This is a genomic window from Burkholderia sp. F1 (assembly GCF_050813845.1).
GTDB classification, from domain to species: Bacteria; Pseudomonadota; Gammaproteobacteria; order Burkholderiales; family Burkholderiaceae; genus Burkholderia; species Burkholderia ubonensis.
The window spans coordinates 1,389,724-1,401,733 of the sequence record NZ_CP172421.1; the positions used below are offsets into that span (position 1 = coordinate 1,389,724).

Below are 12,010 nucleotides of genomic sequence, written 5' to 3' on the forward strand. Positions count from 1 at the left end.
CGCGTTCACGCGTCGGCCGTCGCTTGCAGCGCCGCGAGGAACTGCCGCACGACCGGCGAGACCGTGTGGCCGTCGTACGCGAATTCGACGTCGAAGCGGTCGGCGAGCGTGTCGAGCGCGACCAGCCGCACGGTGTTCGGGCACGACGGCGCCGCGCTTTCCGGCACGAACGCGCAGCCCATCCCGGCCGCGACGAGCCCGATCAGCGTCGGGATGTCGCTGCCGACCTGCGTGATCCGCGGTGTGAAGCCCGCCCGCCGGCACTGTTCGATCAGGAACCGGTGATGCGCGGCGGAGCGTTGCGGATCGAACCAGACGAACGGCGCGTCGGCGAGCTCGGCCAGCCGGCTCGGCGCGCGCACGCGGCGGCCCGGCGCGGACGGCATCGCGAGCACGAACCGGTCGCTCAGCAGCCGCACGCCCGCCAGTTGCGGCGCCTCGTCCCGGCGCCACGCCATGATTCCGCCGTCGAGCTCGCCGCGCGCGATCGCGGCCGCCTGTTCGGCCGACAGCATCGGCGCGATCGACAGCTTCACGTGCGGACATGCATCCCGGAACGCCTTGAGCACGTTCGACACCACCGGCAGCGGGAAATAGTTCGGCAGCACGCCGAGCCGCAGCTCGCCGAGTTCGCCGGCCGCGCTGCGCAGCGCGCGTTCGCGGCTGTCGCGCAGTTCGGCGAGCAGGCGCGTCGCATCCCGCAGGAAGCTCGCACCGGCCGCCGTGAGCGCGACGCCGGTCGCGCGGCGGACCAGCAGCGGGGTGCCGATCGCGTCCTCGAGCTCGCGAATCTGCCGGGACAGCGCGGGCTGCACGATCCCGACCGCGCGGGCGCCGGCCATCACGCTGCCGGCTTCCGCGACCGCGACGAAGTAGCGGAGATGGCGTAATTCGACCTGTCGCATGCGGCTCCTGTCCGGTGATGAAGATATGCCTGTCAAGCATAGCAGTCGGCATTCGATGGTATTGGAAAGCATGACGCGCGCGACGTAGCATGGACGGCGTCATTTCACCGGTGCGCGCCTCATTCCCATGCCGCTTCATATCCAGACCCCCTATCTTCGTTCGCAGGCCGCGTCCCGCCGGCTCGGCAAGGACGTGCTGCTCAAGGTCGAGGCGATGCAGCCGTCCGGCTCGTTCAAGCTGCGCGGCGTCGGCGCGGTCTGCGACGCGCGGCGCGCCGCCGGCGCCCGGCGGTTCGTGTCGTCGTCGGGGGGCAACGCGGGCATCGCGGTTGCGTATGCGGGCCGCGAACTCGGCGTGCCCGTGCTCGTGGTGGTGCCGGAAAGCACGTCCGCGCGCGCACGCGAGCTGATCCGCGTCGAAGGCGCGGAGCTGGTCGTGCACGGCGCATCCTGGGCGGAGGCGAATGCGTTTGCGCAGTCCGTGCTCGGCCCGCACGACGCGTTCGTGCACCCGTTCGACGATCCGGTGCTGTGGCAGGGCCACGCGACGATGATCGACGAGATGGCGGCGGCCGGGCCGAAGCCCGACGCAGTCGTGCTGGCGGTCGGCGGCGGCGGGCTGCTGTGCGGCGTGCTCGAGGGGCTCGCGCGCAACGGCTGGCACGACGTGCCGGTCGTCGCGGTGGAGACCGAAGGCGCGGACTGCTATGCGCGCTCGGTCGCGCTGGGGCGGCCCGTCGAATTGACGGAAATCACCAGCGTCGCGACGTCGCTCGGCGCGAAGCGGCCCTGCGACGCCGCGCTCGAGTGGGCGACGCGGCACGCGATCGACACTGTCGTCGTGTCCGATGCGGCGGCGGTGGCGGCGGCGCTGCGGTTTCTCGACGAACACCGGATCGTGGTGGAGCCGGCGTGCGGGGCCGCGCTGGCCGCGCTCGACACGGCAACGCCCGCGCTGGCCGCCGCGTCGCGCATCGCGGTGATCGTCTGCGGCGGGGTGACGGCGACGGTCGAGCACCTGCACGCGTTGAACTGCCGGGGGCGATGACGGGCGGGGCGCGCGAAACGGAAAGGGGCGGTGAAGGGTGTCTGCGTGACGCCGCGCCGCGCGAGCGGCGGCGCGGGCGGCCATCGGTGACTCAGCTTGCGCGGCGCGCGCCCGCCGACACCGGCGCAGCGGCCTCGATGGTCGTGACGGGCGAGGGGGCGGGCGCCTTGTCGGCCGGCGTGGTCGAGACCGGTGCGGGGACGGGGGCCTGAGCGGGCGCCGAGGCGGGAGCGGACGCAGGGGCGGCAGCCGATGCGGGAGCCGGCGTAGACGCCGGTGCAGCCGCGGATGCGGGCGCCGGCGCGGACGCTGGTGCAGAAGCCGGCCTGGACGTAGGCGTGACTGCCGATGCGGAAGCGGGGGGCGACGCGGGCACGGCCGTAGCCGCCGACGCGGAAACCGGGGCCGACGCGGGCGAGCCGGCAGAGGCCGGCGCGACTGCCGAAGCCGCCGCGGCCGCCGCACCGGATGCCTGCACTGGAGCGGCCGCCCGCGCCGCCGGAACCGCCGCCGCGGAACCCGGCGCGCCGGACGCCGGCACCGGCGGCGCGGCCGGCGTCGGCACGGCCGGCGTCGGCACGGCCGGCGTCGTCATCTTGATCGGTTCGCCCTGCGGCGTCGGCGCGGGCTCGGGCAGCGGCGCGACGTGCTCCTTCTCCGCGGCCTTGACGGTCGCACGGTCGCGGCGGGTCGGATCGACCTTCAGGAAATGGTCGACGAGGTTGAAGAAGCGCTCGTAGAACACACCGGCCGGAATCGTCTCGCTCGCGGTCTTCACGAGCGCGTCGTCGCTCGAGCCGATCGGCAGCGACAGCGAGCCGAACACGCTGAGGCCGACGCTCGCGGACGTGTTGGACTTCTTGAGCGTGTAGCGGTCCTGCACCGCGTTCACGTACGCGATGCTCGACGTGCCGTCCGCGTTCGCGTCCGCGCACACGACGTGGAATTCGATCACGACGTGCATGTCGTTGTTCGGCTGGAAATTCTTGCTGCCGTCGATCGCGTCGGAACGGGACGACGATGCGACATAGCCCTGGCTCAGCAGCGCGCGGCGCGCGGCTTCGCAGGTCGCGTCGGATTTCGCGTGAAACGTGTGCGAGTACGGGCTGCTCGTCGCGTCGAACTGCTCTTGCTGATAGATCGGCTTGGGCGGCGACGAGCACGCCGTCAGCACGGTCGCAGCCGCGAGCGCGCACGAAACGGAGAACAGGCGAATTCGGTTGTGCATGGCGTCTTTCAAAAGGCTCGGCCGGTTGCCGCGCCGGGACTGCGCGCGTTGCGCGAAGGTCGGATGGTTGCCGCCGCGCAAGCGCGCGGCCGGCGGAAGGTGCACGGCAGGCGCGAGGCAATGTCGTGGGGCCGGGGCGCTATTATAGTTTCGTTTGACGTCACGCTTGCGTTAGGGCCTGTTCCCGCTCATAACGGGCCCTAACCGGCCCGCGCATCGCGCGCGACGGCGAGCAAGTGCGCCGTCAGCGGATGCTGCTCGCCGCGCCGCGAGCGGATCGCGTGGATCTCCTCGGTCACGTCGCCGGCGCGCCCCAGCCGCCGCAACCCCCTCAATAGCGACGCATCGTTCGCGCCCAGTTCGCTCAATGGAAACACCCCGAGGCCGCGCGCCGCAAACACCGCCATCAGCGCGCTGTCCTCGAATTCGCCGGCGATGCGCGGCACGATGCGTTCCGACTCCAGCCAGCGGTCGAGCCGGTCGCGCAGCGCGGAATGCGCGGTCGGCAGCAACAGCGGCAGCTCGGCGAGGCACTGCGGAAAGCGCTGGCGCGCGGCCTGCGTGACGAGCGCGGCGGGGCCGTACCAGTCGACCGGCGACGCGACGAGCCGCTCGCTCGTCACCCGCAGGTTCGCGTTGGGCGGCGCGCCCTGGCCGGCGAGCACCAGGTCGAGATGATGCAGCGCGAGCTCCGCCAGCAGCGCGTCGTGCTCGCCTTCATGGCACAGGAGCCGCAGCGCGGGCGTGCCGAGCACCGGCGCGAGTATCGCGTGCGCGGCCAGCTTCGAGATGCCGTCCGACAGGCCGACCGCGAGCCGCACCGTCGGCTGGCTCGCGGCGGCGCGCACCTCGTCGGGAATCCGCCGCCCGAGCTCGAAGATCGCCTCCGCGCGCGCGAACGCCGCGCGGCCGGCGTCGGTCATCGCGACGCCGCGTCCCGCCGGCCCGAGCAGCTGATGGCCGAGCGACTTCTCCAGCTCGCGCACCTGCGCGCTGATCGTCTGCACCGCCATGTCGAGCCGTTCGGCCGCGCGCGCGAAGCCGCCTTCCTTCACGACGACCCAGAAGTAGTACAGATGTCGAAAATTCAGCATCGGATCGAAATATCGAAAAAACCGAACCAAAGATCAGATTGTCGCTGATTTTTTCGAAGCGTGCGGATGCCGATAATCGGGTTTTCCACCCTCGTTTCGCGATCCTCATGGACACTCTGCTGACGCTTGCCGCCGATCCCGCCGTATGGGCCTCGCTCCTGACGCTCGTCGTGATGGAAGTCGTGCTCGGCATCGACAACCTGATCTTCATCTCGATCCTCAGCAACAAGCTGCCCGACGCGCAGCGCGCCCGCGCGCAGCGGCTCGGCATCGGCCTTGCGCTCGTGATGCGGCTCGCGCTGCTCGGCACCGTCGCGTGGATCGCGCGCCTGACCGAGCCGGTGTTCTCGCTGTTCGACCACGCGTTCTCGTGGCGCGACATGATCCTGCTCGCGGGCGGCCTGTTCCTCGTGTGGAAGGCGACCACCGAGATCCATCATCACGTGTCGCATGACGGCGGCGATGCCGGCGCGTCGAACGGCGCGCCCGGCCTGACGATGTGGGCGGCGGTCGGCCAGATCCTGATGCTCGACATCGTGTTCTCGATCGACAGCATCGTGACCGCGATCGGCATGACCGAGCACATCCCGATCATGTTCGTCGCGGTGATCGCCGCGGTGACCGTGATGCTGTTCGCCGCGCAGCCGCTCGCGCGCTTCATCGACCGCAACCCGACGATCGTGATGCTCGCGCTGTCGTTCCTCGTCGTGATCGGCATGACGCTGATCGCCGAAGGCTTCGGCTCGCACGTGCCGAAGGGCTACATCTACGCGGCCATGGCGTTCTCCGCGTTCGTCGAGGGCATGAACATGCTGGCGCGGCGCGCGAAGGCGAAGCGTGCGGCGCAGGCGTCCGGCCGCTGAACGCGCGGCGCGATCCCGCTTCCTCACCCGTGCGACAAGGAGACGCATCATGAAATGCCCGGTCTGCAAGACCCCCGACCTGCTGGTTGCCGAACGTCAGTCGATCGAGATCGACTATTGCCCCGCATGCCGCGGCGTGTGGCTCGATCGCGGCGAGCTCGACAAGCTGATCGCGCGCGGCGTCGACGACGCGTCCGCGCACCGCGACGCACGCGCGCATCGCGACCACGACGACGCGTGGGGCCGCGACCGGCGAGCGCGCGACGACGACCGCCGCCACGAGCCGCACCGTCGCAAGCGATCGGTGTTCGACATCTTCGATTTCGATTGAGCGCGCGCCGGCCCCACGGTGAAAAAATGCCCCGTCAGGCTGTGTGCCTGACGGGGCATGTCACATGCGGGCCGCTACGGCGTCACGCGTTGCCGGCCGCGACCTCGATGCGGCGCGGCTGGGCCGCTTCGCGCCGCGGGATCGTCAGCGTCAGCACGCCGTCGCGCAGGTTCGCGACGATGTTCGACGTATCGAGATCCGGGCTCAGCGTGAACGCGCGCGCAAAACGCGGCGCACGCAGTTCGGCGTGCCGGACCCGCAGCTCGGCCGGCAGGTCGATGTGCGCCTGCGCATCGATCGACAGCGTGTTGTCATGCACTTTCACGTCGAGGTTTTCGCGCGGCACGCCGGGCAGGTCCGCGCGCAGCGTGACGCCGTGGCGGTCCTCGACGATGTCGACGGCCGGCGTGATCGCGGGCGGACGCGCGGCCGCTGCAGCGGCGCCGGGCTGGACGTTGGCCGATTGACGTTCGGCGAGTGGCTGGCTGATGTTCATGGCGATCTCCTCGTGATCAGTGGACCGCGATCGCGCGCGGCTTCGACGTTTCGCGCCGGCCGACGCGGATCAGCAGGCAGCCGTTCTCGTAGCGCGCGCTCACGTTGTCGGGATCGGCGTTGCGCGGCAGCTCGACGACGCGGCGGAACGCGCCGTGGAAGCGCTCCTGCGCATACGTGCGCACGTCGTCGCATTCGTTGCGCGGCGCCGGCTTGCGTTCGCCGCCGATCGTCAGCAGATCCTTGTCGATCGACACGTCGAAATCCGCCGCGGCCATGCCCGGCGCGAACACGACGATCTCGATCGCATCGTCGGTCGCGCCGACGTTGAGCGCCGGGAACGCGCCTTGCCGCGCCGCGCGGATGCTGGACGGCGATTCGCCGAACCGGTCGGTCATCTGGCGCTGCATGCGGGCCAGTTCATTGAAGATGTCGGTACCGAATGGGAAACCGTTCATGCTCGTGTCCTCCGTAACAGACGGGCTTCATGCCATCGAAACGCGCAGCGCATGGTGCGCGACTGCGCTCACGGCACGTAATTAGTGGCCGCCTCCGCGCATTTCAAGTGGCCGGCGTCAGACGCGTGCGCACGATTCGATGCGACAATCGCCCGCGCTATCCAAGGAGACCAAGGAGACGAAGCGACATGAGCAAGAACATCGGACGCATCGCCGTCGTCGGCGCCGGCGTGATCGGCGCGAGCTGGGCGGCTTTCTATCTGTCGAAGGGATTCGACGTCGTCGCGACCGATCCCGCGCCGGACGCCGACACGCGGCTGCGTGACGCGCTCGCCGCGTTTCTCGGCGACGCGGCGGCGGCGCTGACGCAGCGGCTCGCGTTCGACGCCGACCTGCCGCGCGCGCTCGACGGCGTCGATTTCGTGCAGGAGAGCGGCCCCGAGCGGCTCGACCTGAAGCGCGCGCTGTACCGCCGGATGGACGACGTGCTGCCCGCGCACGTGCTGATTGCCTCGAGCTCGTCGGGCCTCAAGATGTCCGACATCCAGACCGCGTGCACGAAGCATCCGGAGCGCTGCCTGATCGCGCATCCGTTCAATCCGCCGCACCTGATCCCGCTCGTCGAGCTGGTCGGCGGCGCGGCGACCGCCCCGGACGCGATCGCGCGCGCGAAGGCGTTCTACGACGCGCTCGGCAAGGAGACCATCGTCCTCAACAAGGAGATGCCCGGCCACGTCGCGAACCGGCTCGCGGCCGCGCTGTTCCGCGAGGTGTACCACCTCGTCGGCGAGGGTGTCGTCAGCGTCGCCGACGCGGACAAGGCGGTCGCATGGGGGCCCGGGCTGCGCTGGGGGCTGATGGGGCAGGCCCTGACCTATCACCTCGGCGGCGGCGCGGGCGGGATCGCGCACTTCCTCGAGCATCTGTCCGGCCCGATGACGAGCTGGTGGGACGATCTCGGCACGCCGTCGTTCGATCCGGACGTCGACCGCAAGCTGATCGACGAACTCCGGGCGATCCAGGGCGCGCGTTCGATGCAGGAACTCGCCGCCGAGCGCGACCGGCTGCTCGTCGAGCTGATCGACGCGCGGCGGCGCAGCTTCCTGCCCTGAGCGATTGCGGCGCGCGCGGCGCTACTGCTGCGACGCCGGCTGCTGCGCCTGCATTGCCCACGCGGGCCGCACCGCGTCGAGCCGGTCGCGGTTGCGCGCGCGGGTCGCGTCGCTCGGCGGATAGTCGGCGTCGGTGGTCGGCAGGTCGCCTTCGAGATAGGCCTGCTTCAGTTCGGCGAGGACTTCCGCGCGGGTCTTGCCCTGCGCGGGCGGCGTCGCATCGGTCTGGGCGAAGGCGGGAGACAGCAGCGCGGCGGCGGCGGCCGCGACGACGAATCGCATCACGTTCATGGGGCGCTCCGAAAGAGGGGACGGGACAATGGACTTGCGGCGCGGGGCCGCGCTGTCCGATGGGTCCCATTGTCGCGAGCGGGTGCTGCGCGGACGCTGACGCGTGCCGGGCAGGATTGTCAGCGGGCGGCGGGCGCGGGGCGGGCCGCCCGGCCGGGGCGTTGCGCCCCGCGTTACAGCCCGGCCGCGGCGGCGACCAGCGTCGCCTCCAGCGCGAGCGTCGAACGCGACGCGGCGGCGGGGCGGTCGATCACGTATTCGAGCTCGCCGAGCTCGGGCAGCCCCGCGTCGAGCCGCGCGAGCCCGGCCGGGATCACGTAGCCCGCGAACGCGCTGACGCCGAGCCCCGCGCTGGCGGCCGCGCGCAGCACCGCGACGCTGCTGCTGACCACCGCGATCCGGTACGGCCGGCCGATCGCGTCGAGCGTTTCGAGCACCCGGCGCCGCGACACGCTCGGCTCCGGATGCATGGCGAGCGGCAGCACGGCCTCGTGGCCGGTGATCCGCGAATCGGGGCCGGTGCACCAGTACAGCGGCTCGCTGCGGATCACGCGGCCGCGCCGGCTGCCGGCGATCCGCTTCGCGAACACCAGGTCGTGCCGGCCTTCGTCGAGCGCGTCGAACAGGTCGCCGGACAGCCCGGTCGCGATCGCCAGCTCGACTTCCGGGTTGCGCTGCACGAAGCTCGCGAGCGCGGCGGTCAGGTGGGCCGACGCGAAATCCTCCGACATCGCGAGCCGCACCTTGCCCGACAGCGGCGGCCCGCACACCGACGTGACGGCCTCGTCCATCAGCTCGAGGATGCGCACCGCGTAGCGGAACAGCGCGTCGCCGTGCTGCGACAGGCGCACGTTGCGGGTGTCGCGCTCGAACAGCGGCCGGTCGAGCAGTTCCTCGAGGCGGCGGATGTGCTGGCTGACGGTGGACTGCGACAGGCTCACGCGCTCGGACGCGGCGGTGAAGCTGCCGGACTGGGCGACGGCGACGAAGCTGCGCAGCAGCTCGGGCGGTAACGGACGCATTGCTAAACCCACTGAATCGGTTTCGACAACTTCATAAATGGCCGGATTGTGCGGCGCTAGTATCGGCTCACGCCCCGCGCCGGCGGCTGCTTCGGGCAGTCTACGGCATCCGGGCGCGGACCCGAAGCCGCATCATCCCATCGACCGCCCGAGAATGCGCTCGCACGACGAACCGCCGCGGGAGACACCTGGAAGGAGACGAGACTCATGATCATCTACGGAACCGCGCTGCTTGCGTTCTGCCATCTGGCCGGGCTGTTCCTCGGCGACCTGCTGGGCGCCGCGATCGGCGTGAAGACCAACGTCGGCGGCGTCGGCATCGCGATGCTGCTGCTGATCGGCCTGCGCCTTTACCTGCACCGCCGCGGCTGGCTGCCGAAGGAGACCGAGGCGGGCGTCGGCTTCTGGGGCGCGATGTACATCCCGGTCGTCGTCGCGATGGCCGCGAACCAGAACGTCGTGGCCGCGCTGAAGGGCGGGCCGGTCGCGCTGCTGGCCGCCGTCGGCGCGGTCGTGATCTGCGCGGGCTGCATCGCGGTGCTCGCGCGCACCGGCCGCGACGACACGGCGTTCGCCGTCGTCCCGCAATTCGACCAGCAATGACGGAGGCCGCGATGCTGCAGATGCTCGAAAAAACCGTTGCCCATAACGGCCTCGTCGCGTCGTTCGCGCTCGTCGGCCTGGTCATGTGGATCGCGTCGATCGCGTCGCGCAAGCTGACGTTCGGCCGCGTGCACGGCTCGGCGATCGCGATCCTGATCGGCCTTGCGCTCGCGTATGCCGGCGGTGCGTTCACCGGCGGCGAGAAGGGCATCGCCGACGTGCCGCTGTTCGCCGGCGTCGGCCTGATGGGCGGCGCGATGCTGCGCGATTTCGCGATCGTCGCGACCGCGTTCGAAGTGCAGCCGGCCGAGGCGAGGAAGGCCGGGCTGGTCGGCGTGCTGTCGCTGCTGCTCGGCACCGTGCTGCCGTTCATCGTCGGCGCGTGCGTCGCCTGCGCGTTCGGCTATACCGACGCGGTCAGCATGACGACGATCGGCGCGGGCGCCGTCACCTACATCGTCGGGCCGGTCACCGGCGCCGCGATCGGCGCGAGCTCGGACGTGATCGCGCTCAGCATCGCGACCGGGCTCGTGAAGGCGATCATCGTGATGGTCGGCACGCCGCTCGCGGCCGATTTCATGGGGCTGAAAACGCCGCGCTCCGCGATGATCTTCGGCGGCCTCGCGGGCACCGTGAGCGGCGTGAGCGCGGGCCTCGCCGCGACCGACCGCCGGCTCGTGCCCTACGGCGCGCTGGTCGCGACGTTCCACACCGGCGTCGGCTGCCTGCTCGGGCCGTCGGTGCTGTTCTTCGCGACGCGCGCGCTGGTCGGCGCGTAGGGCCCGGTCCCGCTAGTAACGGGTCCTAAGCCGCATCCATCGCGGCGGCCTCTGGGTCGCATTGGACATCATCATCAATCGGCGGCGGCGGCCGGCTTAGAATGCCGCTGAACCCTCGAAGCGGGAGAACTCTATGACGGGATGGAATCACGCGCGACGCGCGCGCGATGCACGCCTCGCGGCCGGCGCGCCCTTCGCGCAGGGCAAGCGGGTCGACGCGCGCGACGCCGTGGCATTGCTGGAAGCGGTCCTGCGGCCGGGCGACCGGGTCTGCCTCGAAGGCGACAACCAGAAGCAGGCCGATCTGCTCGCGACGGCGCTTGCCGACGTCGACAGCGCGAAGGTGCACGACCTGCACATGGTGCAGTCGGGCGTCGTGCTGCCCGAGCATCTCGACGTATTCGAGCGCGGCATCGCGAAGCGCCTCGACTTCGCGTATTCGGGCCCGCAGTCGCAGCGGATCGCGAAGCTGCTGTTCGGCGGCAAGATCGCGCTGGGCGCGGTGCACACCTATCTCGAACTGTTCGCGCGCTACTTCATCGACCTCACGCCGCAGGTCGCGCTGATCGCCGCGGTCAGCGCCGACGCCGACGGCAACCTGTACACGGGCCCGAACACCGAGGACACGCCGACCGTCGTCGAGGCCACGGCCTTCAAGGACGGCATCGTGATCGCGCAGGTCGACCGCATCGTCGACAAGGTGCCGCGCGTCGACATCCCGGGCGACCGCGTACATTTCGTCGTCGAGGCCGGGCGGCCGTTCTACGTCGAGCCGCTGTTCACGCGCGACCCGGCCGCGATCACCGAGACCCAGATCCTGACCGCGATGCTCGCGCTCAAGGGCATCTACCAGCCGTACGGCATCAAGCGCCTGAACCACGGGATCGGCTTCAACACCGCGGCGATCGAGCTGCTGCTGCCGACCTACGGCGAGAAGCTCGGGCTGAAGGGCAAGGTCGGCACGCACTGGGCGCTCAATCCGCACCCGACGCTGATCCCGGCGATCGAATCGGGCTGGGTCGAGCAGATCCACTGCTTCGGCTCCGAAGTCGGGATGGACGACTACATCCGCGCGCGCTCCGACGTGTGGTTCACGGGCCCCGACGGCTCGCTGCGCTCGAACCGCGCGTTCTGCCAGACGGCCGGCCTCTACGCGTGCGACATGTTCATCGGCTCGACGCTGCAGATCGACCTGTCCGGCCATTCGTCGACGGTCACGGCCGAGCGCATCGCCGGCTTCGGCGGCGCGCCGAACATGGGCAGCGACGCGCGCGGCCGGCGCCATCCGAGCGAGCCGTGGCTGAAGGCCGGCGCGGAAGCGGACCCCGACACGCCGGCGGCGCTCAGGCGCGGCCGCAAGCTCGTCGTGCAGATCGGCGAGACCTTCGGCGACAAGAACGTGCCGATGTTCGTCGAGAAGCTCGATGCGCTGAAGCTCGCCGACAAGCTGCAGCTCGATCTCGCGCCGATCATGGTGTACGGCGACGACGTCACGCACATCGTCACCGAGGAAGGGATCGCGAACCTGCTGATGTGCCGCGACCAGGACGAGCGCGAGCAGGCGATTCGCGGCGTCGCGGGCTATACGGAAGTCGGCCGCGGCCGCGACCGGAAGATGGTCGAGCGGCTGCGCGAGCGCGGCGTGATCCGGCGCCCGGAGGATCTCGGCATCGATCCGCTCGATGCGGACCGCCGCTGGCTCGCCGCGCGCTCGATCAAGGATCTCGTGCACTGGTCGGGCGGGCTGTACGCGCCGCCGGCGCGATTCCGCAACTGGTAAG

General features: G+C 70.7%; 14 protein-coding genes. 7 read left to right on the top strand and 7 right to left on the bottom strand.

Annotated elements, in window-relative coordinates; all coding sequences use genetic code 11:
* Positions 1-5: 5 nt before the first annotated feature.
* Positions 6-905, bottom strand: coding sequence for a LysR family transcriptional regulator (locus tag ACFIMZ_RS06735; protein ID WP_431821946.1), 900 nt, complete (start codon positions 903-905; stop codon positions 6-8).
* 127 nt (positions 906-1,032) lie between these two features.
* Here ACFIMZ_RS06735 and ACFIMZ_RS06740 point away from each other — a divergent pair, with 127 nt between their 5' ends.
* Positions 1,033-1,953, top strand: coding sequence for a pyridoxal-phosphate dependent enzyme (locus tag ACFIMZ_RS06740; RefSeq protein WP_431821947.1), 921 nt, complete (start codon positions 1,033-1,035; stop codon positions 1,951-1,953).
* A gap of 91 nt (positions 1,954-2,044) precedes the next feature.
* On the opposite strand, the gene ACFIMZ_RS06745 is transcribed toward ACFIMZ_RS06740, so the two are convergent.
* Both ACFIMZ_RS06745 and ACFIMZ_RS06750 read right to left on the bottom strand, forming a co-directional pair.
* On the bottom strand, positions 2,045-3,181 hold the full coding sequence (locus tag ACFIMZ_RS06745; protein WP_431821948.1) for a DUF2242 domain-containing protein: 1,137 nt from the start codon (positions 3,179-3,181) through the stop codon (positions 2,045-2,047).
* Between the two features lie 200 nt (positions 3,182-3,381).
* Positions 3,382-4,275, bottom strand: a complete 894-nt coding sequence (locus ACFIMZ_RS06750) for a LysR family transcriptional regulator (RefSeq protein ID WP_431821949.1) — start codon at positions 4,273-4,275, stop codon at positions 3,382-3,384.
* Positions 4,276-4,382: 107 nt separating this feature from the next.
* Here ACFIMZ_RS06750 and ACFIMZ_RS06755 point away from each other — a divergent pair, with 107 nt between their 5' ends.
* Together ACFIMZ_RS06755 and ACFIMZ_RS06760 are read left to right on the top strand one after the other, a co-directional pair.
* Positions 4,383-5,138 (top strand): TerC family protein, encoded by a 756-nt coding sequence (locus ACFIMZ_RS06755; RefSeq protein ID WP_431821950.1) that lies wholly within the window; start codon positions 4,383-4,385, stop codon positions 5,136-5,138.
* Positions 5,139-5,187: 49 nt separating this feature from the next.
* A complete protein-coding gene (locus ACFIMZ_RS06760) occupies positions 5,188-5,469 on the top strand; it encodes a zf-TFIIB domain-containing protein (protein WP_431821951.1) in 282 nt (93 codons plus the stop codon).
* A gap of 82 nt (positions 5,470-5,551) precedes the next feature.
* On the opposite strand, the gene ACFIMZ_RS06765 is transcribed toward ACFIMZ_RS06760, so the two are convergent.
* Both ACFIMZ_RS06765 and ACFIMZ_RS06770 read right to left on the bottom strand, forming a co-directional pair.
* Entirely contained in the window at positions 5,552-5,965 is a 414-nt protein-coding gene (locus ACFIMZ_RS06765; RefSeq protein ID WP_431821952.1) for an Hsp20/alpha crystallin family protein, read from the bottom strand.
* 16 nt (positions 5,966-5,981) lie between these two features.
* Positions 5,982-6,422: an Hsp20/alpha crystallin family protein gene (locus ACFIMZ_RS06770; protein WP_431821953.1), complete on the bottom strand. Its 441-nt coding sequence runs from the start codon at positions 6,420-6,422 to the stop codon at positions 5,982-5,984.
* Between the two features lie 188 nt (positions 6,423-6,610).
* Here ACFIMZ_RS06770 and ACFIMZ_RS06775 point away from each other — a divergent pair, with 188 nt between their 5' ends.
* Positions 6,611-7,534 (top strand): 3-hydroxyacyl-CoA dehydrogenase NAD-binding domain-containing protein, encoded by a 924-nt coding sequence (locus tag ACFIMZ_RS06775; RefSeq protein ID WP_431821954.1) that lies wholly within the window; start codon positions 6,611-6,613, stop codon positions 7,532-7,534.
* Between the two features lie 21 nt (positions 7,535-7,555).
* Here the strand turns inward: ACFIMZ_RS06775 and ACFIMZ_RS06780 are convergent, their stop codons facing one another.
* Positions 7,556-7,825 (bottom strand): DUF4148 domain-containing protein, encoded by a 270-nt coding sequence (locus ACFIMZ_RS06780; protein ID WP_431821955.1) that lies wholly within the window; start codon positions 7,823-7,825, stop codon positions 7,556-7,558.
* A gap of 173 nt (positions 7,826-7,998) precedes the next feature.
* Positions 7,999-8,847: a LysR substrate-binding domain-containing protein gene (locus ACFIMZ_RS06785; protein WP_431821956.1), complete on the bottom strand. Its 849-nt coding sequence runs from the start codon at positions 8,845-8,847 to the stop codon at positions 7,999-8,001.
* A gap of 207 nt (positions 8,848-9,054) precedes the next feature.
* Between ACFIMZ_RS06785 and madL the strand changes: the two genes are divergently transcribed.
* The 3 genes from madL to mdcA all read left to right on the top strand — a co-directional run bounded on the left by madL (position 9,055) and on the right by mdcA (position 12,009).
* Positions 9,055-9,450 carry a malonate transporter subunit MadL gene (gene madL, locus ACFIMZ_RS06790; protein WP_010092696.1) on the top strand — a complete coding sequence of 132 codons (396 nt, stop codon included), beginning with the start codon at positions 9,055-9,057 and terminating at the stop codon, positions 9,448-9,450.
* Positions 9,451-9,461: 11 nt separating this feature from the next.
* Positions 9,462-10,229 carry a malonate transporter subunit MadM gene (madM, locus tag ACFIMZ_RS06795; protein WP_431821957.1) on the top strand — a complete coding sequence of 256 codons (768 nt, stop codon included), beginning with the start codon at positions 9,462-9,464 and terminating at the stop codon, positions 10,227-10,229.
* A gap of 133 nt (positions 10,230-10,362) precedes the next feature.
* Entirely contained in the window at positions 10,363-12,009 is a 1,647-nt protein-coding gene (gene mdcA, locus ACFIMZ_RS06800; RefSeq protein ID WP_431821958.1) for a malonate decarboxylase subunit alpha, read from the top strand.
* Position 12,010: the final 1 nt, after the last annotated feature.